At 63.1% G+C, this 26,213-nt stretch carries 30 protein-coding genes; 16 read left to right on the plus strand and 14 right to left on the minus strand.

What is annotated here, in order from left to right; all coding sequences use genetic code 11:
* Nucleotides 1–7: 7 nt before the first annotated feature.
* A complete protein-coding gene (locus tag EB235_RS03290) occupies nucleotides 8–1,282 on the minus strand; it encodes a DNA recombination protein RmuC (RefSeq protein ID WP_027032373.1) in 1,275 nt (424 codons plus the stop codon).
* Nucleotides 1,283–1,385: 103 nt separating this feature from the next.
* Between EB235_RS03290 and def the strand changes: the two genes are divergently transcribed.
* The 4 genes from def to truA are packed head-to-tail and all read left to right on the plus strand — an operon-like array spanning nucleotide 1,386 to nucleotide 4,152.
* The gene (gene def / locus EB235_RS03295; protein WP_027032372.1) at nucleotides 1,386–1,916 is read left to right on the plus strand and encodes a peptide deformylase; all 531 of its coding nucleotides are present in this window, start codon (nucleotides 1,386–1,388) and stop codon (nucleotides 1,914–1,916) included.
* A gap of 6 nt (nucleotides 1,917–1,922) precedes the next feature.
* The gene (gene fmt / locus EB235_RS03300) at nucleotides 1,923–2,876 is read left to right on the plus strand and encodes a methionyl-tRNA formyltransferase (protein WP_027032371.1); all 954 of its coding nucleotides are present in this window, start codon (nucleotides 1,923–1,925) and stop codon (nucleotides 2,874–2,876) included.
* A complete protein-coding gene (locus EB235_RS03305; protein ID WP_027032370.1) occupies nucleotides 2,873–3,379 on the plus strand; it encodes a GNAT family N-acetyltransferase in 507 nt (168 codons plus the stop codon). Before fmt ends, EB235_RS03305 begins: the two co-directional genes overlap by 4 nt.
* Nucleotides 3,380–3,402: 23 nt before the next feature.
* Entirely contained in the window at nucleotides 3,403–4,152 is a 750-nt protein-coding gene (truA, locus tag EB235_RS03310) for a tRNA pseudouridine(38-40) synthase TruA (RefSeq protein WP_027032369.1), read from the plus strand.
* Between the two features lie 33 nt (nucleotides 4,153–4,185).
* On the opposite strand, the gene EB235_RS03315 is transcribed toward truA, so the two are convergent.
* Nucleotides 4,186–4,818 (minus strand): hypothetical protein, encoded by a 633-nt coding sequence (locus EB235_RS03315; RefSeq protein ID WP_027032368.1) that lies wholly within the window; start codon nucleotides 4,816–4,818, stop codon nucleotides 4,186–4,188.
* A 5-nt stretch (nucleotides 4,819–4,823) separates the two neighbouring features.
* Nucleotides 4,824–6,017: a succinyl-diaminopimelate desuccinylase gene (gene dapE, locus EB235_RS03320; protein ID WP_027032367.1), complete on the minus strand. Its 1,194-nt coding sequence runs from the start codon at nucleotides 6,015–6,017 to the stop codon at nucleotides 4,824–4,826.
* Between the two features lie 126 nt (nucleotides 6,018–6,143).
* On the opposite strand from dapE, the gene EB235_RS03325 reads away from it, so the two are divergent.
* Nucleotides 6,144–7,181: a 2-dehydropantoate 2-reductase gene (locus tag EB235_RS03325; RefSeq protein ID WP_080680893.1), complete on the plus strand. Its 1,038-nt coding sequence runs from the start codon at nucleotides 6,144–6,146 to the stop codon at nucleotides 7,179–7,181.
* Here EB235_RS03325 and EB235_RS03330 read toward each other — a convergent pair.
* The 4 genes from EB235_RS03330 to dapD all read right to left on the minus strand — a co-directional run bounded on the left by EB235_RS03330 (nucleotide 7,084) and on the right by dapD (nucleotide 9,644).
* A complete protein-coding gene (locus tag EB235_RS03330; protein ID WP_027032365.1) occupies nucleotides 7,084–7,857 on the minus strand; it encodes a hypothetical protein in 774 nt (257 codons plus the stop codon). The two genes, EB235_RS03325 and EB235_RS03330, sit on opposite strands and share 98 nt — an antisense overlap.
* Nucleotides 7,858–7,984: 127 nt before the next feature.
* A complete protein-coding gene (locus tag EB235_RS03335) occupies nucleotides 7,985–8,377 on the minus strand; it encodes a DUF805 domain-containing protein (RefSeq protein WP_080680892.1) in 393 nt (130 codons plus the stop codon).
* Nucleotides 8,355–8,717 (minus strand): DUF805 domain-containing protein, encoded by a 363-nt coding sequence (locus EB235_RS03340; RefSeq protein ID WP_027032363.1) that lies wholly within the window; start codon nucleotides 8,715–8,717, stop codon nucleotides 8,355–8,357. The genes EB235_RS03335 and EB235_RS03340 overlap by 23 nt, the downstream gene beginning before the upstream one ends.
* A 72-nt stretch (nucleotides 8,718–8,789) precedes the next feature.
* Entirely contained in the window at nucleotides 8,790–9,644 is an 855-nt protein-coding gene (gene dapD / locus EB235_RS03345; RefSeq protein WP_027032362.1) for a 2,3,4,5-tetrahydropyridine-2,6-dicarboxylate N-succinyltransferase, read from the minus strand.
* Nucleotides 9,645–9,786: 142 nt separating this feature from the next.
* Between dapD and EB235_RS03350 the strand changes: the two genes are divergently transcribed.
* Nucleotides 9,787–10,626 carry an LOG family protein gene (locus EB235_RS03350; protein WP_027032361.1) on the plus strand — a complete coding sequence of 280 codons (840 nt, stop codon included), beginning with the start codon at nucleotides 9,787–9,789 and terminating at the stop codon, nucleotides 10,624–10,626.
* Here the strand turns inward: EB235_RS03350 and EB235_RS03355 are convergent.
* Both EB235_RS03355 and EB235_RS03360 read right to left on the minus strand, forming a co-directional pair.
* Nucleotides 10,614–11,486, minus strand: coding sequence for a DUF817 domain-containing protein (locus EB235_RS03355; protein ID WP_027032360.1), 873 nt, complete (start codon nucleotides 11,484–11,486; stop codon nucleotides 10,614–10,616). The genes EB235_RS03350 and EB235_RS03355 overlap by 13 nt on opposite strands.
* Nucleotides 11,483–12,190, minus strand: coding sequence for a pyrimidine 5'-nucleotidase (locus EB235_RS03360; RefSeq protein WP_027032359.1), 708 nt, complete (start codon nucleotides 12,188–12,190; stop codon nucleotides 11,483–11,485). Before EB235_RS03360 ends, EB235_RS03355 begins: the two co-directional genes overlap by 4 nt.
* 162 nt (nucleotides 12,191–12,352) lie before the next feature.
* Here EB235_RS03360 and EB235_RS03365 point away from each other — a divergent pair, with 162 nt between their 5' ends.
* The 3 genes from EB235_RS03365 to EB235_RS03375 all read left to right on the plus strand — a co-directional run bounded on the left by EB235_RS03365 (nucleotide 12,353) and on the right by EB235_RS03375 (nucleotide 14,963).
* Nucleotides 12,353–13,114 carry a GGDEF domain-containing protein gene (locus EB235_RS03365; protein WP_027032358.1) on the plus strand — a complete coding sequence of 254 codons (762 nt, stop codon included), beginning with the start codon at nucleotides 12,353–12,355 and terminating at the stop codon, nucleotides 13,112–13,114.
* Between the two features lie 221 nt (nucleotides 13,115–13,335).
* On the plus strand, nucleotides 13,336–13,527 hold the full coding sequence (locus EB235_RS03370) for a hypothetical protein (protein ID WP_027032357.1): 192 nt from the start codon (nucleotides 13,336–13,338) through the stop codon (nucleotides 13,525–13,527).
* Nucleotides 13,524–14,963, plus strand: a complete 1,440-nt coding sequence (locus tag EB235_RS03375) for a GMC family oxidoreductase (RefSeq protein ID WP_027032356.1) — start codon at nucleotides 13,524–13,526, stop codon at nucleotides 14,961–14,963. Before EB235_RS03370 ends, EB235_RS03375 begins: the two co-directional genes overlap by 4 nt.
* Before the next feature lie 72 nt (nucleotides 14,964–15,035).
* Here EB235_RS03375 and EB235_RS03380 read toward each other — a convergent pair whose 3' ends face one another.
* Entirely contained in the window at nucleotides 15,036–15,203 is a 168-nt protein-coding gene (locus tag EB235_RS03380; RefSeq protein WP_164548546.1) for a hypothetical protein, read from the minus strand.
* 95 nt (nucleotides 15,204–15,298) lie between these two features.
* On the opposite strand from EB235_RS03380, the gene EB235_RS03385 reads away from it, so the two are divergent.
* Nucleotides 15,299–15,799 (plus strand): MarR family winged helix-turn-helix transcriptional regulator, encoded by a 501-nt coding sequence (locus EB235_RS03385; protein WP_027032355.1) that lies wholly within the window; start codon nucleotides 15,299–15,301, stop codon nucleotides 15,797–15,799.
* Nucleotides 15,800–15,851: 52 nt separating this feature from the next.
* Here EB235_RS03385 and phhA read toward each other — a convergent pair whose 3' ends face one another.
* Nucleotides 15,852–16,688: a phenylalanine 4-monooxygenase gene (phhA, locus tag EB235_RS03390; protein ID WP_027032354.1), complete on the minus strand. Its 837-nt coding sequence runs from the start codon at nucleotides 16,686–16,688 to the stop codon at nucleotides 15,852–15,854.
* Between the two features lie 139 nt (nucleotides 16,689–16,827).
* Between phhA and EB235_RS03395 the strand changes: the two genes are divergently transcribed.
* Nucleotides 16,828–17,304, plus strand: a complete 477-nt coding sequence (locus EB235_RS03395; RefSeq protein ID WP_027032353.1) for an Lrp/AsnC family transcriptional regulator — start codon at nucleotides 16,828–16,830, stop codon at nucleotides 17,302–17,304.
* A 110-nt stretch (nucleotides 17,305–17,414) separates the two neighbouring features.
* Entirely contained in the window at nucleotides 17,415–18,980 is a 1,566-nt protein-coding gene (bchE, locus tag EB235_RS03400) for a magnesium-protoporphyrin IX monomethyl ester anaerobic oxidative cyclase (protein ID WP_027032352.1), read from the plus strand.
* 8 nt (nucleotides 18,981–18,988) lie between these two features.
* Here the strand turns inward: bchE and argB are convergent, their stop codons facing one another.
* Both argB and EB235_RS03410 read right to left on the minus strand, forming a co-directional pair.
* Nucleotides 18,989–19,882, minus strand: coding sequence for an acetylglutamate kinase (argB, locus tag EB235_RS03405; protein ID WP_027032351.1), 894 nt, complete (start codon nucleotides 19,880–19,882; stop codon nucleotides 18,989–18,991).
* 160 nt (nucleotides 19,883–20,042) lie between these two features.
* Nucleotides 20,043–21,539 carry an amidase gene (locus tag EB235_RS03410; protein ID WP_027032350.1) on the minus strand — a complete coding sequence of 499 codons (1,497 nt, stop codon included), beginning with the start codon at nucleotides 21,537–21,539 and terminating at the stop codon, nucleotides 20,043–20,045.
* A gap of 151 nt (nucleotides 21,540–21,690) precedes the next feature.
* On the opposite strand from EB235_RS03410, the gene EB235_RS03415 reads away from it, so the two are divergent.
* From EB235_RS03415 to msrB, 4 genes are all read left to right on the plus strand, one after another.
* Complete coding sequence (locus EB235_RS03415; RefSeq protein WP_027032349.1) at nucleotides 21,691–22,230, plus strand: sigma-70 family RNA polymerase sigma factor; 540 nt, start codon at nucleotides 21,691–21,693, stop codon at nucleotides 22,228–22,230.
* A complete protein-coding gene (locus EB235_RS03420) occupies nucleotides 22,227–22,949 on the plus strand; it encodes an anti-sigma factor (RefSeq protein WP_027032348.1) in 723 nt (240 codons plus the stop codon). The genes EB235_RS03415 and EB235_RS03420 overlap by 4 nt, the downstream gene beginning before the upstream one ends.
* 225 nt (nucleotides 22,950–23,174) lie before the next feature.
* Nucleotides 23,175–23,732: a fasciclin domain-containing protein gene (locus EB235_RS03425; RefSeq protein ID WP_027032347.1), complete on the plus strand. Its 558-nt coding sequence runs from the start codon at nucleotides 23,175–23,177 to the stop codon at nucleotides 23,730–23,732.
* 226 nt (nucleotides 23,733–23,958) lie between these two features.
* Nucleotides 23,959–24,462, plus strand: coding sequence for a peptide-methionine (R)-S-oxide reductase MsrB (gene msrB / locus EB235_RS03430; protein ID WP_027032346.1), 504 nt, complete (start codon nucleotides 23,959–23,961; stop codon nucleotides 24,460–24,462).
* Between the two features lie 120 nt (nucleotides 24,463–24,582).
* Here msrB and EB235_RS03435 read toward each other — a convergent pair whose 3' ends face one another.
* The gene (locus tag EB235_RS03435; RefSeq protein WP_027032345.1) at nucleotides 24,583–26,178 is read right to left on the minus strand and encodes a DHA2 family efflux MFS transporter permease subunit; all 1,596 of its coding nucleotides are present in this window, start codon (nucleotides 26,176–26,178) and stop codon (nucleotides 24,583–24,585) included.
* Nucleotides 26,179–26,213: the final 35 nt, after the last annotated feature.

Genomic DNA, 26,213 nt, shown 5'->3' on the forward strand with positions numbered 1-26,213 from the left:
TATCCGTTCAGTCGTCGCCTTCGACGACCCTCAGCCTGAGCTGCCCGGTCTTCGAATCGGCCACGCGGGCGCCGGCTGTGTCGACCTTCGCCGCGGGAGCCCGTGATGCAGCGTCGGGGCTGGCTTCACCCTCGGCCTGCACGCCGAACTCCAGCGCCTCGATCTTCTGGCCGCGCTTGGTTACTTTCGATGTCGAGACGAGGATATCGTCGATGTCCTTGGCCGACTGGCCGAAATGGACCTGCAGCTTGCGCACGCGCTCATCGACACGTTGCACATCCTCCATCAGCCGGATCACCTCGCCCTGGATCAGATGCGCCTGTTCGCGCATGCGGGCATCCTTGAGGATCGCCTGGATGACCTGGATCGACAGCATCAGCAGCGACGGCGAGACGATGACGATTCGGGCGCGATGCGCCTTGTGAACGATCGCCTCGAAATTCTCGTGGATCTCGGCGAACACCGATTCCGACGGCACGAACATGAAGGCGGTGTCCTGCGTCTCGCCCTGGATCAGGTATTTCTCGGAGATATCGCGGACATGGATTTCGATGTCGCGGCGGAATGCTTGCGAGGCGACTTTCTGCAGGTCGGCGCCATCGGCGGCACGGATGGCGTTCCAGGCCTCCAGCGGAAACTTCGCATCGATGGCCAGCGACGGCGCGCCGTTCGGCATCTTCACCAGGCAGTCGGGCCGGCTGCCGTTCGACAGCGTCGCCTGGAATTCGTATGCGCCCATCGGCAGGCCGTCGGCGACGATCGCCTCCATGCGCGACTGGCCGAAGGCGCCACGCGTTTGTTTGTTGGAGAGGATAGCCTGCAACTGCACGACCTGGCCGGCGAGCGACTGGATGTTGCCTTGCGCGACATCAATGATCGCCAGCCGCTCCTGCAGTTTGGCCAGGCTCTCATGCGTGGATTTGGTCTGCTCGGTCATGGTCTGGCCGAGCCGGCCGGTCATGGCGTCGAGCCGCTGGCCGATCGACTGCGTCAGCTCCGCCTGGCGCGCGCCGAACACTTCGGCGATGGCGCCCATGCGACCCTGCATCTCGGCCTGGCTTTGCAATATGCCGGCCATCCGCGCTTCGGCATCGCGGGCATGGTCGGCTGCCTCCGCGGCAGCAACCGCACGCGCCTTGGCCGACCGCCACAGCGCGATGACCAGCGCCACGAACAGGCCGAGAAACAACAATGCACCGAAGGCCAGGGCATGGCCGAGCGTGATCGTGGTGGCGCCAAGCCGTGCCACAGGCTCCGAAAGGATGGTGCTCAGATCATTCATGTGGACAGCATAGCCGATTCGGCCTGATCGCACAGATCAAAACAAGAACACGACTGAGATGCCCCGGTTGACGCTTTTCGCCGGAGGTCTTAGGTGGAACGCCATGCCGATCAAGCCGCTCATCATCCTGCCCGACCCCATCCTGCGCCAGCTTTCCAAGCCGGTGGAGCGCGTCGATGCGCCGTTGCGCGCATTAGCCGACGACATGCTGGCGACCATGTATGACGCACCGGGCATCGGGCTGGCGGCAATCCAGATCGGCGAGCCGCTGCGCATGCTGGTGATCGACCTCGCCAAGGAAGATGAACCACCCGCGCCGCATGTCTTCATCAACCCGGAAGTCCTCAGCAGCGCCGACGCGCGTTCCGTCTATGAGGAAGGCTGCCTGTCGATCCCGGACTATTATGCCGAGGTCGAACGTCCGGCCTCCGTTCGGGTAAAATACCTCGATCGTGACGGCAAGCTTCAGGAAATTGAGGCCGAAGGCCTGATGGCGACCTGCCTGCAGCATGAGATCGACCATCTCAACGGCGTGCTGTTCATCGACCACATCTCGAAGCTGAAGCGCGACATGGTGGTGAAAAAATTCAAGAAGCTCGCCAAGGACAAGGCGCCGGGCAAGCTGGTGGGATAGGGGAAAATGCCCCTTCGCGTCATTTTCATGGGCACGCCGGAGTTTTCGGTGGCGACGTTGCGCGCCATTGCCGAAGCCGGACACGAGGTCGCCGCCGTCTACTCGCAGCCGCCACGCGCTGCCGGACGGCGCGGGCTTGAGGTGACGCCGTCGCCGGTACAGCGCGAGGCGGAGCGGCTGGGCATCGAGGCGCGGACGCCGACATCCCTCAAGGGCGAGGCCGAGCAGGCCGCTTTTCGTGCCTTGCGGGCCGATATCGCCGTGGTTGTCGCCTATGGTTTGCTGCTGCCGAAGGCTGTTCTCGACGCACCCCGGCTTGGCTGCATCAACGGCCATGCATCGCTCTTGCCGCGCTGGCGTGGTGCTGCCCCCATCCAGCGCGCCATCATGGCGGGCGACCTGGAAAGCGGCATGATGGTGATGCGCATGGAAGAAGGTTTGGACACCGGACCGGTGGGATTGCTTGAAAAATGCGCCATCGAACCCGATATGACAGCCGGCGATCTGCATGATCGGTTGATGAGTGTCGGTGCCACCCTGATGGTGGAAGCGCTGGCGCAGCTGGACAGGAACACCCTGACATTTACCGTGCAAGCGGCGGAAGGGGTGACTTATGCCAGAAAAATCGATAAATCCGAGACGCGCGTGGACTGGACGCGGCCCGCGGCCGAGGTCCACAACCACATTCGTGGCCTGTCGCCCTTTCCTGGCGCCTGGTCCGAGATTGAAATTGGCGGCCGCATGGAACGGCTGAAACTACTTCGCTCGACGCTGTCTGAAGGCCTGTCGCTTTCGGACGATTTGGGCGAGTCGGGAGGAATTCTCGATGACCGGCTGACGGTCGCCTGCGGAGCAGGCGCGGTCAGACTGGTCGAAGTTCAACGTGCGGGCGGAAAGCCCGCCGCCGCGTCGGAATTCCTGCGCGGAGCCAAGATCGTAAAAGGAATGAAGTTCTCATGAGCATGATGTCGATACGCGCGGCAACGCCGCGGGATCGCGAGGCCATTCGCCTCGTCGAGGAACACGCCTTCGGCCAGCAGGCGGAGGCCGGGCTGGTCGATGCGCTGGTGACCGGCGGCGACGCGATTGCCGAGCTGGTGGCGGAAGAAGACGGCCAGGTCGTCGGCCATATCCTGTTTTCGCGGCTGTTCGTCCAGAATGGCGGCAAGAGCTTTGCGGCCGTGGCGCTGGCGCCGCTGGCGGTGGAACCCTCGTTCCATGGCAGCGGCATTGGCGGCGCGCTGATCCGTGAGGCGCATATTCGCCTCAGGGATGCCGGCGAGACGCTGGCCGTGGTGCTGGGCGACCCGGCCTATTATGGCCGTTTCGGCTACAGCCATGCACGGGCCGAAAAGTTCGAGAGCGAATACCAGGGCGAGGCGCTGCAGGCACTGACCTGGGGCGATGCTCCCGAGGCCGGAAAGCTGGTCTACGCATCTGCCTTCACCGCTCTCGCCGCCTAGGCGAAAGCGTATAGCCGCCCGGCATGCCGCGTTTTCGCCTCGACATCGAATATGACGGCAGCCTTTTCGCCGGCTGGCAGCATCAGGCCGACCAGCCTTCGGTGCAGCAGGCGATCGAACAGGCGGTCGAAAAATTCAGCGGCGAGGCGGTGCGGCTGCGCGCCGCCGGCCGCACCGATGCCGGCGTGCATGCCACCGCTCAGGTGGCGCATGTCGACCTCGCCAAGGCTTGGCCTGGTGACAAGGTGCGCGATGCCATCAACGCGCATCTGCAGGCGGCCGGCGCGCATGTTGCCATCCTGAAGGCCGGCGTTGTCCCAGACGATTTCGACGCCCGCTTCTCGGCCACCGGGCGCCATTATCTCTATCGCATCCTCAACCGGCGCGCTCCCGCGGCGCTGGAAAAGGGCAAAGTGTGGTGGGTGCCGAAGCGGCTCGACGCCGACGCCATGCACGAAGCGGCGAAAGTCCTGCTGGGCCGGCACGACTTCACCACCTTCCGCTCAACCCAGTGCCAGGCCAACAGCCCGGTGCGGACGCTGGAGCGGCTCGATGTGAGCCGGCAGGGTGACCTGATCGAGGTCAAGGCTTCGGCGCGTTCGTTTCTGCACAACCAGGTCCGCTCGATGGTCGGCTCGGTGAAGCGGGTCGGCGATGGCGGCTGGACCACTGCCGATCTCAAGGCAGCACTTGAAGCGCAAGACCGCGCCGCTTGCGGCCAGGTGGCGCCGCCCGACGGGCTTTTCCTCATTGGCGTCGACTACCCGGGATAGAGCTCGGCTCTATCCGGATAGAGTCCAGACGGCTCATCCGGGATAGAGCCCGGAAAGGCTCTGAGCCCCGACGTCGTCCGGCACGGTAATGCCAAGCAGCGCCTGCAGCCCGAACAACACCAGCAGCGAAGCAATGAACATGCCGACGAAAACGGCTGTGCCGACCGCCGCGCCCTTGCCGATCGTTGCGTTGGTCATGCGCCAGGTCAGCACCATCGACAGGGCAAACAGCAGCAGCGACACAAGGCTCGAGACCTGGCTCGCGGATGACAGGAAAAGCCTGATCAGCGCCGAGGGCAGCATCAGCCAGGCGGTGATGGCCGAGGCCCAGTTGCTGGCAACGACATAGTGGACGAAGCGGCCACCGATGCCGGCGCGCCGCGCGACCAGAGCGAGCGCGACCAGCGGCAGCACCCAGGAGCCGATATCGACTGTCGCCAGGCGCATCAGCATGCTGAAGCGGCCGGCGAAGGCGTCGGGATCGCCGATCTCGTTGGCGATGCCGACCCAGCCGACGATCAGCGCCGGGGCCGCAACGATGATGGCGAAAAAGGAATTCCAGAACCCGTCGGCTGACAGATCGAGCAGGCGCAATCCGTCGGTCTTGCCGAGCATCAGCCGCCAGGCGCCGGTCAGCGAAGCTTGGGTCTCGTCCGCCGTAAGCATGCTCATCAGCCCTGTCCGAACCAGTCTTCGATGAAGCGCTGGTAGATCCGCGTCAGCGTTTCGAGATCGGCAATGGCGACGCGCTCGTCGACCATATGCATGGTCTTGCCAACCAGGCCGAACTCGACCACCGGGCAATAATCCTTGATGAAACGCGCATCCGACGTGCCGCCGGAGGTCGACAATGTCGGCTCCTTGCCGACCGCCGCCTTGATCGAACCGGCAAGCGTGTCGACAAGCTTGTCGTCGCGGGTCAGGAAGACGTGGCTTGGCCGGTCGCGCCAGACGAGGTCATAGTCGATCGGCGTCTTCTTGCCCGGCCTGTACTTCTTGCGCTTGGCTGCCTGGTCAAGCCGGTTGTGGATTTCGGCCTGGACGGTCTCGGCGGTCCAGGTATCGTTGAAGCGGATGTTGAAGGTCGCGGTCGCCTTGGCCGGAATGACGTTGGTGGCCGGATTGCCGACATCGATGGAGGTCACCTCCAGATTGGTCGGCTGGAAATCCTTCGTGCCCTTGTCGAAGACGGGATGCAGCAGGGCGTCGACCAGGCTCATCAGCCCGCGCACCGGATTGTCGGCAAGCAAGGGATAGGCGACATGGCCCTGACGGCCATTGACGGTGATTGAACCAGACATCGAGCCGCGACGGCCAATCTTGATCATGTCGCCGAGCGCGTCCGGATTGGTCGGCTCGCCGACGATCGAGGCGTCCCATTTCTCGCCCCTGGACGCGGCCCATTCGAGCAGCTTGACGGTGCCGTTGATGGCAGGGCCTTCCTCGTCACCGGTGATCAGCAGCGAGACCGAGCCCTTGGGGCCGCCATTGTTCTCGACATGGCGCGCCACGGCGGCGATGAAACAGGCAATGCCGCCCTTCATGTCGACGGCGCCACGGCCATACATCTCGCCATTGGCGATCTCGGCAGCGAAAGGCGGATGCGTCCAGGCGGCTTCGTCGCCGACCGGCACCACGTCGGTATGGCCGGCGAACATAAGATGCGGGCCGTTGCCGGACCGCCTTGCATAGAGGTTCTCGATGTCGGGCGTGCCATCTTCCGAAAACACCGGCCGGTCGACCAGGAAGCCGAGCGGTTTCAGCATCGTTTCCAGCGCGCTCAGCGCACCGCCTTCGGCGGGAGTCACCGAGGCGCAACGGATAAGGGTGGCAAGGTTTGCGGCGGGATCGGTCGGCAGCGTCATGGCAAAAGCGATAGTCGAAAGCTGAGGGCCTGTCACGGCCCGACATAGGGGCCAGCCCAATGGCCTGAGATAGCGCCGACATTATGGTTTTCATGTCGTATAGTTTCGGCCGATGCGGAGGATGGGATGGCGGAAGCGGACAGGACGATCGTGATCGCCGGTGCCGGCAGCATCGGCTGCTATGCCGGCGGCTGCCTGATGCTCGCCGGGCGCCGGGTTAGCCTGCTGGCGCGGCCGCGAATGGAAGCGGCATTGCAGGGCGGATTGCGTATCACCGATCTCGAAGGTCGCAGCCGTTTGATCCAATCCGATGCGCTCAGGATCACCAGCGATCCGGCCGCCGCCTTGCCTGACGCGGACGTGATCCTGGTGACGGTCAAGAGCGGCGCGACGCAGGAGATGGCCACGCTTATCAAGGCGCATGCCCGCCGGGACGCCGTTGTGGTCAGCCTGCAGAACGGCGTCGACAATGCCGACCGGCTGCGGGCGGGACTTGACAGACAGAGCGTGCTGGCCGGCATGGTGCCGTTCAATGTAGTGCAGTCGCCCGACGGCGAGCTGCCGCTGCGCGTCCACCGCGCCAGCGACGGCAAGGTGATGATCGAGGACGGCGACGCCGGCCTGGTCCGGCTTCTCGCCGTCGAAGGGTTCGCGGTCGAGGCCCATGCCGACATGAAGGCGGTGCTGTGGGGCAAGCTGCTGATGAATTTGAACAACGCGCTTGTGGCGCTTTCCGGCCTGCCGCTGGCAACCGAACTTGCCGATCGCCGCTGGCGGCTGATCCTGGCCGGCCAGATCGACGAGGCGCTGCGGGCCATGAAAGCCTCCGGCATCGAGCCGGCACGGATCGCCGGTTTGCGGCCGGCGCTGCTGCCGAAAGTGCTCAGGCTGCCGGACTGGCTGTTCAGGCTGTTGGCGCGGCGCATGCTGGCGATCGACCCGCAAGCGCGTTCATCGATGTGGGACGACTTGCAACGCGGCAGGGCGACGGAGATCGGCGAGCTGCAAGGGGCGGTGCTCGGCATTGCCGAAACAACGGGTACGCCGGCGCCGCTGCTGAAGCGCGTTACCGCGCTGGTGCGGGTGGCGGAAGCGGCGCGGCTTGGCTCGCCGGGTCTGGCGCCGGAACAGGTAGCGCCGCCGGATGGCTCTCGATCAACGTGATCTTCTGCCAGATCTTGCGCGATAGGTTCGAGCTCAGATTCTCGATGTCGTTGACGCCGTCGATGACGACGTCGTCATTGACCGACTGCGCGAAGAGTGCGGCGATCTTGCCGGTGATCGACAGCATTTCGGAACAATAATCGAGATAGCGCGCCAAATCCGCCGCATTGGTGATGCGCGCCGGTGAGTTCGCAGTTGGCCTGAAGTTGGCGGAAAGCGTCGCCGGATCCTTGGTCAGCTGGTGCATGTCAATGACATGGATCAGCGAGCGCAGGCCGTGCAGTTGTCGAAAAACCTGCTTGCGCTTGATGCGCTCTTCGGTGCGGATCAGCGCGAGCAGGCCGAGCACGGCGAGAATGACGGTGTTGATCGATGCCTCGATGCCTTGCACCGACTGCAGCGCATCGTCGTTTCCCGAGATGCGGTCGAGAGGCAGGATCGTGCCGACGAACACGAACACCAGCACACCAGCGACGAAGGCGGCGATGATGAGGCCACGCAGCCACCAGATCGGGGCTTCGAGCGCCTGAGCGGCCTTGGCCAGATCACGCGACAGCGACACCAGTTCTGCAGCGACGCCGCGCAGGCCGGCCTTGGGAAAGCGTTCGGAGACGCGGCTCTCCAGCCGTTCGGCGGTGTCGATGATCAGTTTCGGATCAAGCGTGCGGTAGCGCATGTCCGATCGGTCCTCAGAGCATGATGCCGAAAAGTGTGACGCGGTTTTCGGACGACATCATGCTCTATCTCTTTGGTTTAGAGTCGGATTCAGATTTCGGGTCGATACGACCTGAAATCATCCGACTCTAGGGTTGTGCCGGCTCGTTGGTGCGCCGGCCATAACGATTGGGTCCAGGCTGCCCTGGAAACAGGCACAATACAAGGAAGGCAACGATCGAGACCACGGGCACGAACAGCACCAGCGCCACGATGCCCGGCTTGTCGAGATCGTGCAGTCGCTTTACCGCAAGCACCACAAGCGGCCAGAGCGTGGCCATGACAACAACGACAAAAATTGACCACCACGTCTCGCTTTCCGGGCTGCCTTCCGGCAGCAGCTTGAAGTGATAGTACGGAAAGGCCTGGATGATGGATACGAGCAAGCCACTCAGAAAATAGGCCGCGCGGTTAACGCGGCCCGATGTCTTGAAGAAAAGCCAGGTGAGATCTGATCTATCAGGCAAGCGGGTCCGGTCCATATTGATTGGCACCGCTGGTGCCTTGGAGAATGCCGAGCTCGACCAGCAGCCAGATGCCGCCAATGATGGGTACCAGGCCGATCAGCGTCCACCAGCCCGACTTGTTGCGGTCGTGCCAGCGTTTGGCATAGAGCGCAATCGCGAAATAGATCGATGCCAGCGCCAAGACGATGCCGATGATACCGATCTGGGCACCACTGCCGGTGGTGATACGCGTGCCGAGGATCGAGTCGAGAATGAAGCCGACAATGCCTATAACGACGAATACGCCGATGCCGGCCCAGAATTTAGCACGGTTGATGCGGCCATCGAAACTCGTCAGGAGATATTTCCAGTCCATGTCACCCCTCCACTTTGAACCAACGCGACCCATTGTCGCGCCGGCGGAAGGTGCGCCCGCTTGGCGGAAAGATCAATCGCGCAGCAATTCGTTGATCGAGGTCTTCGACCGGGTCTTGGCGTCGACGCGCTTGACGATGACGGCGCAGTAGAGGCCGGGGCCAGGCTCGTTGTTTGGAAAAGCCTTGCCAGGCATCGAGCCGGCGACGACGACGGAATTGGGCGGCACTTCGCCATAGAAGACCTCGCCGGTGGCGCGGTCGACGATCTTGGTCGACTGGCCGATGAAGACGCCCATGCCGAGCACCGAGCCTTCGCGCACAATGCAGCCCTCGACCACTTCCGAACGCGCGCCGATGAAGCAATTGTCCTCGATGATGGTGGGGCCGGCTTGCATCGGCTCCAGCACGCCGCCAATGCCGACACCGCCCGACAGATGTACATTCTTGCCGATCTGGGCGCAGGAGCCGACCGAGGCCCAGGTGTCGACCATGGTGCCGCTGTCAACATAGGCGCCGACATTGACGAAGGAAGGCATCAGCACCGCTCCCGGCGCGACATAGGCGGAGCGGCGCACGATCGACGACGGCACAGCGCGAAAACCCGCCTTCTCGAAATCGACGGCGCTCCAGCCGTCGAACTTGGACGGCACCTTGTCCCACCACACGGCCTCGCCCGGGCCACCCTTGATGATCTCCATCGGGTTCAGCCGGAAGGAGAGCAGCACCGCCTTCTTCAGCCACTGGTTGACATGCCACTTGCCGTCGGCCTGCCGCTCGGCGACGCGGACGGTGCCGTGGTCGAGCAGGTCGAGCGCGGCCTGGATGGCGTCGCGTGTCTCGCCGCGGGTCGCGGTCGAAATCGTGTCGCGTTCCTCGAAGGCCTTCTCGATGGTCTTTTCGAGGCTCGCCAGATCGGGCTTCGACATGAATTCGCTCCATTACCAAGCTGTTAAGGGGCTACGCCTTAACCTGTTTTGAAAGTCGCGCGGACCCTATGTTAAGGCTTAATGGGGGTCAATCGCGTGTGCGTCACGGGACGGCGCAGTTAAGGGAATTGGACGGGTAGTTATGACTCCTATGGAAAAGGCGGGGTGGACGCCGCTGCCGCATTCGGACGAGGATCTGGAGCGGTCGAAAAGCGTGCCGGACACGCCGCAGACGCGTGCCGAGACCTACCGGCTGGCGTGGAACGATCCTGATTTCATGACGCGGCGCGAACTGCGCGCGGTGCGGCTGCAACTGGAGCTGCTCAAGCCGGAGATGATCCTGGCCGAGCGCGGCATCCGTTCGACGGTGATCCTGTTTGGCGGCGCGCGTCTGCCGGAACCCGGCGGCGAGGCCTGGGCGGCGAAGAACGAGACGCAGAAGAAGAACCTTGAGGAAAATAGCAAATATTACGAGGAGGCGCGCAAATTCGCTCGCCTGTGCTCGCAGCAGTCGGCCACATCATACTACCGCGAATATGTCGTTGTGACCGGCGGCGGTCCAGGCGTGATGGAAGCCGGAAACCGAGGCGCCGACGATGTCGGCGCGCCTTCGATCGGCCTCAACATCGTTTTGCCGCATGAGCAGGCGCCGAATATCTACGTGACGCCGGAGCTCTGCTTCAACTTCCACTATTTCGCCATCCGCAAGATGCACTTCGTCATGCGCGCCAAGGCGGTGGCGGTGTTTCCCGGCGGCTTCGGCACGATGGACGAGTTCTTCGAGACGCTGACCCTGATCCAGACCGGACGCATGGAGCGCGTGCCGGTGATCCTGTTTGGCAAATCGTTCTGGAAACGGGCGATCGATCTCGACTTCCTCGCCGAACAAGGCACGATCAGCCCAGGCGACCAGGACATCATCGATTTCGTCGACACCGCCGACGAAGCCTGGGGCATCATCAGCCGATTTTACAAGCTCTGAGAATCAGCCCCGCCTGCCAGTGGCTGCGGCCGATGGATGAGCGTGACCAGCACGAAGGATATGATCATCAACAAATACCAGGCGCCGAGCTTGCCGATCGGGACTGCGGCCCACCCGGCGTTTTGATTGGGATAAATCCAGGCGTGCGACCATGTGCCGATATTTTCTGCGAACCAGATGAATAGCGCGACCAGAAGAAAACCGACGAGCAAAGGCATTTTGTGGCGAAAGCGGAAGACCCGGTAATGAACGACGGTTTTGAAATAGAGTGCCGCCGTCGCCGCGAAGAGGCCGTAGCGCAGGTCGATTATGAAATGATGCGTGAAAAAGTTCGCATAGATCGCCAGACATAACAGCACGGTGGCCCGGAACGGTGGATAGGAGCTGAAGCGAAAGTCGAAGATGCGCGCGATACGGGCGAGATAGGAGCCGACCGCAGCATACATGAAACCGGAAAACAGCGGCACGCCGGCAAGGCGAATAAGATTTGCCTCGGGATAGATCCATGAGCCGGCCGAGGTTTTGAAGACCTCCATGACGGTGCCAACGATATGGAAGACAAGGATGACCTTGGCCTCGGCCGAGGTCTCCAGACGCAGCATCAACATGGCAATCTGGATGGATAGCGCGGCGAGGAACAAAAAGTCGTAGCGCGCCAACATGGCATGCTCGGGCCACGAGAATTTCGTGGCGATGATCAATGCCAGCATGACGCCGCCGAACAGACAGGCCCAAGCCTGCTTCAGTACGAATACCAGGAACTCGACCAGCGCGCCGGAGAGCCCATGCGCCGGCAGCCGGTCGAGCACGCCATGAGCGGCGGCATCGATCTGCTCTTCGACGGAGGTCAGGTGCTTCAGGCGTTGACCTCGACGATTGCGGTCAGAAACCCGGCGAGATCGTCGGTGACGTAGTCGACGTCATCTTCCTGCGCGGGATCGCGCTCCCAGATCTCGGCAAAGGTCGGCTCGAAATTGCGTGGCACCACCAGCACCGTGGTCATGCCCAGCGACTTCGGCACCTCCAGGTTGCGGGCGAGATCCTCGAACATCACCGCATTGTGGCCTGTGACGGCGTGCAGTTCGGCGAACTTCTCGTAGGTCTGGCGCGCGGGCTTGGGATTGAGGCCGGCGGCAACGATATCGAAGATGTCATCGAAATGATCGAGGATGCCAAGCTGGCGCGCGGTGCGCTCGGCGTGCCTGCGATCGCCATTGGTGAAGATGAACTTGCGGCCGGGAAGCTGGCGGATGGCGGTGCCGAGGACGGGATCGGGCACCAGCCAGGAATAGTCGATGTCATGGACCTTCTCGAGAAAGTCGTCGGGGTCGATGCCATGGCGCGTCATCAGCCCGTTCAGCGTCGTGCCGTATTCGCGATAAAGCTCCTTCTGCAGCTTGCGCGCCTCCTCGCGCGGCAACGCCAGCAGCTCCCCGACATAGGCTGTCATCTTGACGTCGATCTGCGAGAACAGATTCGAGTGGTGCGGGTAGAGCGTGTTGTCGAGGTCGAACACCCAGTCGGTGACATGGGCGAAGCGGGCGGGATCAGGAAGCGTGGTCATGCGGTCCTTATGGCATGAAACGGAAATTCCGAAAGAGACTTTATCCACAACTTCCACGCGCCAAGGGTAGCGGAAATGGCCTCACGATTCAAATTTTAGCCATCCGGGAAAGGTGGCCTTCAGGGCTTGCTGGCACAGAGACAGTCCTGTGGGGAGCTCGCGATGAACAGCGTTATTCTGAAATCCGCCGCCATCGCTTTCGCCTCCGTCGCCGCCTCTCTCCTGCTGACGCTGATCATTGTTCCGGCCATGGGATTCCCGGTCAACCGCACGATCTGGCTGACCTCGACCGTCTGTCCGTTGGTGCTCGCATGGGTGGCTTGTGCAAGCACCTTCTGGCAGAGTGACAGGCTGAAGAACGCGCATCGCGAACTTGCCCGCGCCCACGCCCAGCTCGCCGCCGCCCACCGCCGTCTGGCGGAGAAGGCCAGCCGCGACGACATGACCGGCATGCTCAACCGGGAGAGTTTCTTTGCGGCGCTGGATGGCTCCCGGCGCAAGTCCGACCGCGGTGCGCTGCTGATCATCGACGCCGATCATTTCAAGCGGATCAATGACAGTTTCGGCCACCTGACCGGTGACGACGCGCTGCTGTTGATCGCCAGCGCCATCGAGCGCGGGGTCCGCGGCGGCGACGTGCTGGGTCGCATCGGCGGCGAGGAGTTCGGCGCGTTTCTGATTGGCGCCACCGAGAAGGAGGCCAAGCGGGTCGCCGAGCGCATTCGCCGCGAAGTCGAGCTGATCCGTTTCCGGCCCGTCGACGAACGGACGATTCCGCTGACCGTCAGCATCGGCGGCACCGTCTGCGGCGAGGAAGCCAACGTCTCCGAGCTGATGCGCGCCGCCGACCGGCGGCTCTACCAAGCCAAGCATGCGGGCCGCAACCTGTCGATCCTGGGCACGGATATCTCGGCCGCCGCATGAGCCCGGTGGCAGGCTGGAGGCCGGCCGGAAGCGCGGAACCGAAACTCGAGCCCCGCGGCTGCCGTTAAGAGAATTCTAACTGTGTTTGCACTGAGCCGCGCCAGTAACCGGTTTGAAACGGCTTCATGGCCAAGTCTGGCACGAAATCGGCTTCTTTCCCGGTGCATGTCCCGTTCAGAGAAACGGCATGCATCGTCGAGGCCCCCATCGAGAGACCAATCATGAGTTTCTTCATCAAAAAAATGCCGCGCCGCATGATCGTGCAGGCGCTGATCGCACTGCCTGCCCTGTCCCTGTTCCGCAAGCTGCCGGAGGCCAACGCGTCTCCATCAGGGGCCGGTCCATCCCAGGTCGATCCGAATGAGATCGTCGAGGTCAATGGCTGGATCCTCAAGCGGAGTGACCTGGCATGATCTTCGACAGCTACGAGGCGTTTCGCGCCGCCAACTTCAAACCCAAGGTCTGCATCTTCGGTTCCGGCCCGGCCGGCACCACCATCGCCCGCAAGCTCGGTGCCGCCGGCATTCCGGTCGTGGTGCTGGAGGCCGGCTCGCGGGAGTTCAGCGACGAGTCGCAGGATTTCTACCGTGGCACCACGGTCGGCGATTTCTATTTCGATCTCGACATCACGCGGCTGCGGTTCATGGGCGGCAGCTCCAACCACTGGGCCGGCTGGTGTCGCGTGCTCGACAAACAGGATTTCGAGCCAAAGGCCTGGGCCCCGGATACAGGCTGGCCGATCCGCCGTGCCGACATCGAGCCCTATCTGCCTGAGGTGCGCGATATCCTCGACCTTCCCGAATTCCGGCCGGATGTGCCGGTCTCGGACGACATGCGCTGGGTGCAGCTGATCAAGAGCCCGGCGGTGCGCTTTGCCGAAAAATTCGGAGACGAACTCGACAAGAGCCAGAACATCGCCGTCGTGCTCAACACCTATGCCACCGAGCTCGCCGGCGACGGCAAACGCGTGACCGGCGCCAAGCTCTGGTCGAACGGCCAGGATGCCGGCTCCTTCAGCGTCGACTATTTCATCACCTGCACCGGTGGGCTGGAGAATTCGCGCCTGCTTTTGTGGTCGAACCAGCGCTCGAACGGCGGCGTCGTGCCGAATGCGGCAGCGCTTGGCCGCTACTGGATGGAACACCCGACCTTCGAAGGCGGCAACGCCATCCTGGCGAACTACAGCGAGTTCGAGGTCGATGCCGTCAACGAGGCCTTCTTCTCGCCGACGCTCGCGGCGATGGAGCGGCTGCAGATCATGAATTTCGGCATCCGGCTGATCGAGACGCCGTATCCGGGCGTCAAGAGCCTCATCGCCGATCTCGCCTGCACGGCGCCTGACATGGCCGAGTGGATGTCCTCCAAGCTCAGCCAGAACCTGCGCTGCGCGGCCCAGCTTTATGTCGCCTGGGAGCAGGCGCCACAGGCCTCCAACCAGATCGAGCTGTCCAAGACCGATGTCGACCACGCCGGGGTGCCGCGCATCGAGCTGCACTGGAAGAAATCGGAACTGGAGCATCGTACCCTTCTTGAAGGGCTCAGGCTGTTCGGCACGACGCTGATCGAGAAGAATCTCGGTCGGGTGCGCATCGCCGACTGGATCAGCAATGGCGGCGATTATCCGACGAATGACGAGACGGCGGGGCACCATCATATGGGCGGCACGCGCATGGGTACCGATGTCACCAAGAGCGTGGTCGACGCCAACTGCAAGGTGCATGGCATGGACAATCTCTATGTCGGCGGCTCCTCGGTGTTCTGCACCTCTGGTCAAGCCAACCCGACAACGACAATCACCGCGCTGGCCTGCCGGCTGGGCGAACATCTGAGCAAGGTGGTCGCTGTCTGAGGGTCCGTCCCGGGCGCCCGTTTGCAATACCTTGCCGGCGCCAGTGATGGCGCCGGCGAAAACACGGCACGCTCAAAAGCCGTAGACGGCGATGCGCACCAGCACGGCCGCGGCGGCCAGCGATACGAGCAGGATGCCGAGGCCGATCGGCGAGCCCCAACCATACCATTCCATCGCCAGCTTGGCGTATTTGAATTCTTCCTCGTGCGAGAGGGGTGCACGCTGTTGAATCAAGCTCATTTTTCACTCCTTGTCGGGCGGCAGGCTCTTGCCTTGTCGGCGTCCCAGCCGCATATTGCTGCGATAGTCTAAATGTTAGACGGATTGATAGTTAGATGACCGAAATAAATTCGTCAAGCGGCAATCGCGACGAAATGACGGCCGCGATCGGCCTCGCCATCATGCAATGGCAGGACGCGACGCAGGCCTATGACGAAGCGGTGGGGACAAGGCTCGGGCTGAACATGGCCGAGCGCCATTGCATCGGGCTGCTCTATGGCGGCCCGCAATCGGCGGGCGCGATCGCGACCGCCACCGGGCTGACACCGGCTGCGGTGACGGCGCTGATCGACCGGCTGGAGGCGCGTGGCCTGCTGACGCGCACACGCAGTCTCGAGGACAGGCGCAAGGTGGTGATCGAGGCGACACAGGCGACGCGGGAGCTGTCGGCGCGCTACTACGGCGCCATCGCGCGGGAAGGCGAAAAGGTGATCGCCACCTTCAGCAACGCCGAACTCGCCACCATATCGCGCTTCATCAATGCCGCGCTCCACCTGCAGCGCGACCAGCTGGCGCGGCTGAAGGCCGAGGGGACTGACGCCCCTGGGAGGCGATAGGGGGCCGATGGTTGCCGCCCACAGGCGTGGACGGGAACCGCTTTTCAGAAAACTAGACCGTCGCGGGGTCGAGCGCCGGCTGGCCCCTGCGGCGCGCGACGATCGCCGCGAAATCTGCTGCCTGGAAGGCGTCACGCAAGACGTCGAAGGACGGCAGCACGAAATAGGCACGCTGGAACTTGTCGATCTCATAGCCAGTGCGCATCACTGTTTCGAGGTCGAAGGGCACATGGTGCGCATCCTTGCCATCGACTGCGAACTGCAATTCGGTGAACGACGACATCAGGCCGGCGCCAAAGGCCTTCAGCGGCTCGCCGGCCTCCTGCATCAGGCCGTATTCGGCCGTGTACCAGTAGAGCCGGGTGATCATCTCGTCGCCGCCGAGCGCAATGATGTCGCCGGCCTTCTTGCCGTACATCTGCATGAAATCGGCGAACACCGGCTGCGACAGCACCGGCACGTGACCGAAGAAATCGTGAAACATGTCCGGTTCGACGATGTAGTCGAGCTCCTGCCTGGTGCGCAGCCAGTTGGTGACCGGGAAGCGGCGGTTGGCGAGATGATCGAAGAAAGGTGCGGCGGGGATAAGGCCCGGCACGGCGACGATCTCCCAGCCGGTCAGCTTGCGCAGCTTGGCGCTGACGTCAGCGAAATCGGGGATGCGGTCGAGCAGGCCGAGTTTTTCGACACCGTCGAGATAGGAATGATGGGCGAGCTTGCGCGTCAGTTTGGTCTGGCGGTCGCACAAAGTGCGCCACACCGCCTGTTCCTCAGCGCTGTAATCGTAGCCCTGCGCCACGGTGAAATCGGAACGGCAGACCGAGTAGTCGCCGCGCAAGCCCTGTGCCGCGCAATCGCGGGCATATTCGGCAACGCTCATCGTCGTCATGGTTATTTCTCCTCGCAAATCATCAGGGATGACGTGCCCAAAACGTAACCGGGTTTGCCGAGGCAAATCGGTTTTGATGATGGCTCGCTCGCGAGATTCGAGATAATATTCACTCACAATCTGCCCCATGGGAGTGAAAATGCCTCAGTTCGACGATTTCGAAATCAAGATGCTCGATGTCCTGCAGCGCGACGGCCGCAAGCCCGTCTCCGAACTGGCGCAGGAGATCGGACTGTCGACGACACCATGCGCGCGGCGCTTCGAGGCGCTGCAGGATGCCGGCATCATCAAGGGATTTGCCGCCGTGATCAGCCGCCGCGCCGTCGGGCTGATGGTCGAGGTATTCATCGAGGTGCGCCTGACCAGTCACAGCGACGGTTCGCCGGAAAGCTTCATTGCCGCGGTGCAGCGCATGGACGAGGTGTCGTCGTGCTGGACGATGACCGGCGACCACGACTTCCTGCTGCATGTCATGGTGCCGTCGGTCGACGAGCTCAACGCATTCGTCATGCACCGGCTGATGCGGCTCGACGGCGTGCGCGACGTCCACACGCAGCTGGTGCTGCAGAACATCAAGGGACCCGGCCACGTGCCGCTCGCGCATCTCAGGCGGTGACGCTACTCTGCATTCTTGCGTGAAAGCTGCACGCAAACTGCTGAAACGGGCCAATCGGGCGTCCACATCCCCGACCAGCATATGCGGACCATCGCTCCTGGAGGTCCGCCATGAAAATCGTCCTGATCAATCCGCCGCACACCGCCATCGGCAGCCGCGTGCCGGACGACCACCTGCCGCCGCTCGGCCTGCTGGCGATCGGCGGCCCGCTGATCGATGCCGGCCACGATGTGCGTCTCGTCGACGCCGAATTCGGGCCGATGCCGCTCGACAGCGTCGTGCGCGACGCATTGGATGACTTCCCGGACTTCGTCCTGATCGGCCATTCCGGCTCGACCTCGGCGCACCCAACCGCCTTGCTGATCGCTGAGATGATCAAGGCGCAAGAACCGGCGACCATGGTCATCTATGGCGGCGTCTTCCCGACCTATCACTGGCGCGACATACTGGCTGCAACCGACGTCTTCGACTTCATCGTGCGCGGCGAGGGCGAGGCGACCGTGGTGGCGCTGGTCGAGGCGCTGGAGATGCACCAGCCGCCGGCAAGCGTCGCCGGCATCGCCTTTCGCGGCGATCTGCGCCGGCCCTTCGCCACACAGGCGGCGATGACGATTGCCGAGCTCGACGCCTACCGCGTCGGCTGGGAACTGATCGACCACAGCCGTTACAGCTACTGGGGCGGCAAGCGTGCCGTGGTCATGCAGTTTTCGCGCGGCTGCCCACATCTGTGCAACTATTGCGGCCAGCGCGGTTTCTGGACCCGCTGGCGGCATCGCGATCCCAAGAAGTTCGCGCAGGAGATTGCCTGGCTGCATCGCGAACATGGCGTCGAGCTGATCAACCTCGCCGACGAGAACCCGACGGTCTCGAAGAAGGCGTGGCGCGCCTTTCTCGACGCCCTGATTGCCGAGAATGTGCCGGTGCTGATCGTCGGCTCGACGCGGGCCGACGACATCGTGCGCGATGCCGACATCCTGCATCTCTACCGCAAGGCGGGCGTCATCCGCTGGCTGCTGGGCATGGAAAACACCGACGAGCAGACGCTTCAATTGATCCGCAAGGGCGGCAGCACCTCCTCCGACCGCGAGGCGATAAGGCTGTTGCGAAAGCACGGTATCCTGTCGATGGCAACCTGGGTGGCCGGTTTCGAGGATGAAGGATTTCGCGACCTGTGGCGCGGCTTTCGCCAGCTCATCGCCTATGACCCCGACCAGATCCAGGCACTTTACGTAACGCCGCATCGCTGGACGCCGTTCTTCCGCATCGCAAGGGATCGCAAGGTGATCCAGAAAGATGCCCGCCTGTGGGATTACAAGCACCAGGTGCTGCAGATGACGCGGCTGAAGCCGTGGATGCTGTTCTTCAGCATCAAGCTGATTGAACTCGCCGTACAGTCGCGGCCGAAAGCGCTGGCCCGCATCCTGTTCCACCCCGATCCCGAGCAGCGGCACTCGATGCGCTGGTACACACAGATGGGGCGCCGCGTCTGGTTCCGTGAGGTCTGGGGCTTTCTGGCCCGCGATGGCAGGGTGAAGGACGGCCCGACGCTGGCCGAATTCTGGGGCGCGCCGCAGGATTCCGAGGAGGAATCGATGACGGTTTCACGCCCGGCTCGAAAGCCGGAGCTTCCCGTCGTCGCAAGTCGCGGATTGCCGACGAAACGATTAGCCGGCTGACTGTCGATTCAGGGCACGATCAGCGTGCCGGCGCCGTGTTCGGTGAACAGCTCGAGCAGCACCGCATGCGGCGTCTTGCCGTTGAGGATAACGACGCCTTCGACACCACGCTCGATCGCCTCGATGCAGGTCTCGACCTTGGGGATCATGCCGCCCGAAACCGTGCCGTCCTTGATCAGCGCCCGGGCTTCGGTCACGGTCAGCTCGTCGATCAGCTTCTTGTTCTTGTCGAGCACGCCGGGCACGTCGGTCAGGAACAGAAGACGTGAGGCCTTGCAGGCGCCGGCAATGGCACCTGCAAACGTGTCGGCGTTGATGTTGTAGGTGTGACCATCACGGCCGGGCGCCACCGGCGCCAGCACCGGGATCATTTCCGAGCGCGCCAGAAGGTCGAGCAGCGTGCGGTCGACCTCGACCGGCTCGCCGACGAAACCAAGATCGAGCACGCGCTCGATGTTGGAGTCCGGGTCGATCATGGTCTTGCGAGCCTTTTCGGCGAAGACCATGTTGCCGTCCTTGCCGCACAGGCCGATCGCCCATTCGCCCTCGGCGTTGATCAACGCCACGATCTCCTTGTTGATCGAACCGGCGAGCACCATTTCGACGATCTCGACCGTCTTCTGGTCGGTGACGCGCAGGCCGCCTTCGAATTTGGATTCGATGCCCATCTTGGCCAGCATGGCGCCGATCTGCGGCCCGCCGCCATGGACGACGATCGGGTTGACGCCGGATTGCTTGAGCAGCGCGATGTCGCGCGCGAAAGCCTTGCCGAGCTCAAGGTCGCCCATGGCGTGGCCGCCATATTTCACCACGATCGTCTTGTGCTCGTAGCGTTGCATGTAGGGCAGCGCCCGCGAAAGCAGGTCGGCCTGCATTTCGGCGGTGGCGGTTATCTCCGTCATCGGTGTGGTTCCCGGCTTTTGATTTGTGCATGTCGTTGTCCCAAAACCGCTGGGCACTTTTGGGCGACATGCACTTGGAAAGGACGGCGGCGTCTTAGCGGGAATTGTCGCAGGGAGCAAATGGCATTGCTGTCATATTCGACGTCTCACGGCGTCGTCATCATGACGGCACCATCAGCGGCGCCCTGCGGCCGAGCCAGCCGGAGATCTTCTCCATCTGCGCGGCGAAGGACAGCAGCGTCTCCTCGTCGCCCGGACGGCCGGCGGCCTGGATACCGAGCGGCAGGCCGGCATCGGTGACGTAAACCGGCAGCGCGATCGATGGCTGGCCGCTGACATTGTAGATCGCCGGCCAAGGGGTGAACCAGAGACTCTTGTCCATCAGCTGGCCGAACAAGGATTTCACTTTCAGCAGCGGCGTCAGATGAAGCTTGTCGAGCAGGTTCTCGATCAGCTCATCGGCGCCTTTCGGATCCATGGCGCCGCAGGCGAGCGGCGGGTGCGCGATGACAGGCATCAGCACGGCGTCATAGCGCGCGGTCTCCGCGATCAGTTGCCGCGAGGCGGCGTGCAGTCGCTGCAGGCCGGCATAGGTCTCGCCGGCCGAGACCATTTCGCCCAACCTGCCGAGAACGCGCGTGGCGCGCTCGATGTCGCCAGTAACGGAACGGCCGACGCGCAGCGCTTCGGCGCGCAGCGTGCCGGCGACGGCGGAAGCAACCGTCCTGCAGAAATCAGCGAAGAAATCGCGGCCGATGAAGGGCAGGTCGATGTCCTCGACCGTATGGCCGCCCTCGCGGGCAAGCGCCACCGCGGTGTCGAGCGCTTTCATTGTCTCGGCCGAGATCGGCAGGCCAAGCGGCGACTTGCGGTAGACGGCCAGCTTGAGCTTGCCGGGATCGCGCGCGGCAGCAGCGGCGAATGCGCCTTTCGGCGGCAGCGCGGCATAAGGCGACAAGGATTCGGGGCCGTGGGTGAGATCGAGCAGCAGCGCGCAATCGCGCACCGAGCGGGTGACGGCATGGTCGACCACCATGCCGTACCAGCTCTCGCTGACCAGCGGCGTCAGCGGAATGCGGCCGCGCGAGGTCTTGAGGCCGACAAGCCCGGTGCAGGCGGACGGCACCCGGATCGAACCGCCGCCATCCGAGGCATGCGCCACCGGCACCACGCCGGCGGCAACGAGCGCTGCCGCGCCACCCGACGAGCCGCCGCTGGTGTGGCCGGTGTTCCAGGGGTTGCGGGTGATGCCGAAGGCTTTCGATTCGGTCATCAGCCGCAGCCCGTGTTCCGGCGACGTCGAGGTGACGATCGGGATCAGGCCGGCGGCGAGGTAGCGATCGGTCATCACCGAATTGACATCGGGCACCCAGGCGGGGATGCGGCTGCCACCATGCGACGGCACGCCCTTGATGGCGATGCCGAGGTCCTTGATGGCAAAGGGCACGCCGGCCAGCGGCAACGAGCGGTCCATCGTCCTGGCGCGCGTTCGCGCGGCCTCGTAGAGCGGCTCGGCGGTGGCATTGATTTCGGGCCCTGTGGCTTCGGCGCGGGCGATCGCCGCGTCGGTCAGCTCTATCGCCGACAGCTCGCCCTTGCGCACGAGACCGGCGAGGCCGGTTGCATCTTGTTCCCAAAGGATCCGTTCAACGGACATGCGCGCTCTCCATCACCTGTGGCAAGGCTAGCCAGTGGCGACTTCAATGGCAAATCGGCGGCGGATCCGGGTGGGGAACGCGTGAAGCTTAGACGTGCACAAGGCGATTTCCGCCGTTGCAAATACATAACAATACCCTAATTTGCCTGACATGACGCCGCAGGACATCACCAAGCTGATCGTCCGAACTTCGATGAAGGATCGGGCCGCGTTCGATCTGCTGTACCGGCAGACCAGCGCGAAACTTTTCGGCGTGTGCCTTCGTGTATTGAACGACCGGGGAGATGCGGAAGAAGCCTTGCAGGAAGTCTTCGTCAAGATATGGACGAAGGCGGACCGTTTTGCTGTTTCCGATCTGAGCCCGATCTCCTGGCTGGTGGCAATCGCGCGCAATCATGCGATCGATCGCATCAGGGCGCGGCGCAAGCAGGCCGTCGATATCGATGCCGCACTCGACGTGGCAGATCCGGCGCCGGGACCTGAAGCGATGGTGGTGGCGGGCGATGAGTCCGAAAGGATCCATCATTGCCTCGATGAATTGGAGAAAGACCGGGCGGCGGCCGTCCGGGGCGCTTATCTCAAGGGCGAAAGCTATGCCGAACTGGCGGAACGTCATGGCGTGCCGTTGAACACGATGCGTACCTGGCTGCGCCGCAGCCTGATGAAACTCAGAGAATGTCTGGAAAGATGACGCTCGCAGAGGACAATGGACCGGAACGTGGGGGCGACGACCTGTTCGCCGCCGAATACGTTCTTGGCGTGCTGCCGGCGGACGAGCGGCAGATCGCTTCCAGGCGCATCGATTCCGAAACCGACTTCGCGCGGCTGGTCGATGGCTGGGAGGTTCATCTCTCGCCCATGGCTGCCGCCTATCCGGAAATCGAGCCGCCAGCTTCGGTGAAACCGGCGATCGACCGACGGCTGTTTGCGTCGACGGCTGCAACGCCCTCCGAGGCGCGCGCCGGCCTGTGGTCCAGCCTCGCCTTCTGGCGCGGCCTTGCCGCGGCAGCGGTTGCCGCGCTGGCGATCTACATTGCGATCCCTTACGTCAACCCGCCGGTCGCACAGCCGCAGGCACGGCTTGTCGCCTCGCTGGCCGCCGACGGCAGCGATGTCAAATACCTTGCCGTCTATGATGCCGCCCATCACGAAGTCGGCTTGTCGCATGTCTCCGGTGAGCGTGCTTCCGGCAAGGACTTCGAACTGTGGATGATCGAAGGCAAGAACCCGCCGGTGTCGATGGGCGTTATTCCGGTTGGTTCGACAGCGCATATCGTCGTCTCGCCGGCGGCCCAGCAGAAGCTCGCCCAGGGCGCCGTGCTGGCCGTCAGCCTGGAGCCTGCCGGCGGTTCGCCGACCGGGCAGCCGACCGGACCGGTGGTGGCTGCGGGCGATCTGAAGAGCATCTGACCTCGTTTCCTCACAGCGAAGCGGCCGCTAGAATAATTCCAATTTATCTTATGTGACGGGTGTCTAAACACGCACGTAAGCCGGCAAACTGTTGCGTCGAATAAATCTCTTCGCGTGCGCGATTAAATCAAAAAATCCAGAAATATTCTGAAACTCACGCGTTTGTGTTTCGTATCTCCTCGCGTCCCCAAAAATGGGAAGAGAAACCCGAGGAGTTTGAATATCATGCGTAGATTCGCCACCCTTTTGCTCGCCGGTACGATCGCCGCTTCGGCGTTTGCCACCGTTGCCTATGCTGAAAATCCGATGGTCGGCGGCGCCGCCATGTACGCCAACAAGAACATCGTCGAGAACGCCGTCAATTCGAAGGACCACACGACGCTGGTGGCCGCCGTCAAGGCAGCCGGCCTGGTCGAGACCCTGCAGGGCGCCGGCCCGTTCACCGTCTTCGCGCCGACCAATGAGGCCTTTGCCGCACTGCCGGCCGGCACGGTCGACACGCTGCTCAAGCCCGAGAACAAGGACAAGCTCGTCAAGATCCTGACCTGCCATGTCGTCGCCGCCAAGGCGATGGCGGCTGACGTGGCCGCGATGGTCAAGGCTGATGGCGGCACGCACAAGGTCAAGACGGTCGGCGGCTGCGAACTGTCGCTCAAGGCTGAAGGCGGCAAGGTCACCGTCACCGACGAGAACGGCAATGTCGCCAATGTCACGATCGCCGATGTCGAGCAGTCCAACGGCGTCATCCACGTCATCGACAAGGTTTTGCTCCCGAAGATGTGATCGGCCCGAAAATGTAACAAAGGGCTTGCCGCGACGAACCTGCAGCAAGAGCCCTCCGTCGATTGCATAGTCTCGCTCCCGTGACCTGCAAACGACACGCGTGCTCCGCGCCGCCCACGGTCATCCGTGGACCGGCGCGGAGTTTCGTTGAAGGCAACCGTCACCGGCTTTTTGATTTTCGCGTGACGGTATAGTTTGGCAAAGAAAGTGACAGGAGGAACTGGTCATGAATCGTCGCGATCTTCTTTTGAGCGGTGCTGCCGCCATCGGCGTGGTCGGGGCCGCGGCAGCGATGCTGCGCATGGGTGGCCCTCAGCCAGCGCAAGCGGCCGAGAAATTCGAGGTCACCAAGACCGATGACGAATGGAAAGCCATCCTGTCGCCGGCCGCCTTTGACGTGCTGCGCAAGGAAGGCACTGAATATCCCGGCACCAGCCCGCTGCTCAACGAGCACCGCAAGGGCATATTCGCCTGTGCCGGCTGTGACTTGCCGGTCTATCCGTCGGAGACAAAGTTCGATTCCGGCACCGGCTGGCCGAGCTTCTGGCAAGAGATCGCCAATGGCATCGGCAAGACCGAGGATCGGTCGCTCGGCATGACCCGTACCGAAGTGCATTGCCGCCGCTGCGGCGGCCATCTCGGCCATGTCTTCGACGATGGACCGGCGCCGACCGGCCTGCGCCACTGCATCAACGGCGTGGCGCTGACCTTCAAGCCAACCACGGCCTGACCCAGCTTTGAATGCAAAAAACTCCGGGTCTTGCGGCCCGGAGTTTTTTTGCGCGGTCAGAGCTTTTCGGGCGTGGACTGGAGGAGCTTCCCGAAATCGCTGCCGCGTCTGGTTTCTCTGTCAGTGCCCGCCGCCGCCTCCGCCACCGGGCGCCGCCGGCTTGTTGATCAGCATGGTGAAAAAGCCAAGCGTCGCGAACAGCACCGTCAGCATGTAGAACACGTCCATGAAGGACAGCAGTGCCGCCTGCTGCTGGACCATGCCCGACAGCTTGGAGATCGCGGCACTGGTGGCATCGAGACCTGTGACCTGCTCGAAGTTCAGCGTCATGTTCTGCAGCTTGGTCTGCGCGGCGGCACTGCCCCACTGCACGTGCTCAGCCAACCTTGCGTAGTGGAAGGCATTGCGGTCGATCAGCACGGTGTTGATCAGGGCAAGGCCGACGGCGCCACCGAGGTTGCGGGTGAGGTTGAACAGGCCGGACGCATTCTTCAGCCGGTCCGGCGGCAAGGTGCCGAGCGCGATGTTGTTGATCGGCACCATGCACAGCATCATTGAACAGCCGCGCAGGATCTGCGGGATAAGAAGCTCATAAAAATCCCAGTCGGCGGTCAGATGCGTCATCCACCAGGTGCCTGTGGCGAAGCCGAAGAAGCCGATCATCATCATCAGCCGCAGATCCATCTTGCTCGACAGGAAGCCCGAGATTGGCGCGGTAACGAACATCGCCAGGCCGCTGACGAACAGCGCCTCGCCGATCATCATCGAATCGTAGCCGCGGATGCGGCCGAGGAAGACCGGATAGAGATAGGTCAACCCATAGAGGCCGATGCCGATGACGAAGGAGAACAGCGAGCCGAAGGCGAAGTTGATGTTGGTGAAAGCCTTGAGGTCGACGATCGGCTCCTCCGCGGTGAACGCGCGCCAGAAGAATACGACAGCGCCGACGGTCATGACGATCGCGCAGATGAAGACCCCCTGGTCCTGCAGCCAGTCATTGTTCGGGCCTTCTTCGAGCACATATTCCATGCAGCCGAGGAAAGCCGCCATGCCGGCAAGGCCCCACCAGTCGAACTTGTTGAACAGCTTGAGATTGGGCTTGTCGAAATCGATCAGCGACCAGGCAGCGGTCGCCACCAGAATGCCGGGCACGACATTGACCAGGAACAGCCAGTGCCATGAAAAGGCATGACTGATATAGCCGCCGACGGTCGGGCCGATCGTCGGCGCCAGCGTCGCCACCAGGCCGATCATCGGCGAGACGATGGCGCGCTTCGAGGGTGGGAAGATAGTGAACGCGGCCGCAAAGACGCTCGGGATCATGCCGCCGCCGATGAAGCCTTGCACGGCGCGGTAGACAATCATCTGGTCGATGTTGGTGGCGGTCGCGGCAAGGGCGCTGGCTGCGGTGAAGCCTGCGGCGGCGATGGTGAACAGCACGCGCGTCGACAGCATGCGGCTGAGGAAGCCCGACAGCGGGATCATCACCACCTCGGCGATCAGATACGCCGTCTGCACCCACGGAATTTCATCGGAACTGGCGCTCAGGCCAGCCTGGATCTCGGCCAGCGAGGCCGAGACGATCTGGATGTCCAGGATCGCCATGAACATGCCGAACACCATCGCCAGGAAGGCGATGACACGCCGCGTCGAAATGGTGTCAGGGACCGCCGGCCGTGCCGGCGGCGCTCCTGCGGTGATTGTAGCGGTTGCCATTGCATGGGCCTCCTTGAGGCAGGCCGGGCGGCTCA

Source organism: Mesorhizobium loti R88b (assembly GCF_013170845.1).
In the GTDB taxonomy this organism is placed as follows: Bacteria; Pseudomonadota; Alphaproteobacteria; order Rhizobiales; family Rhizobiaceae; genus Mesorhizobium; species Mesorhizobium loti_B.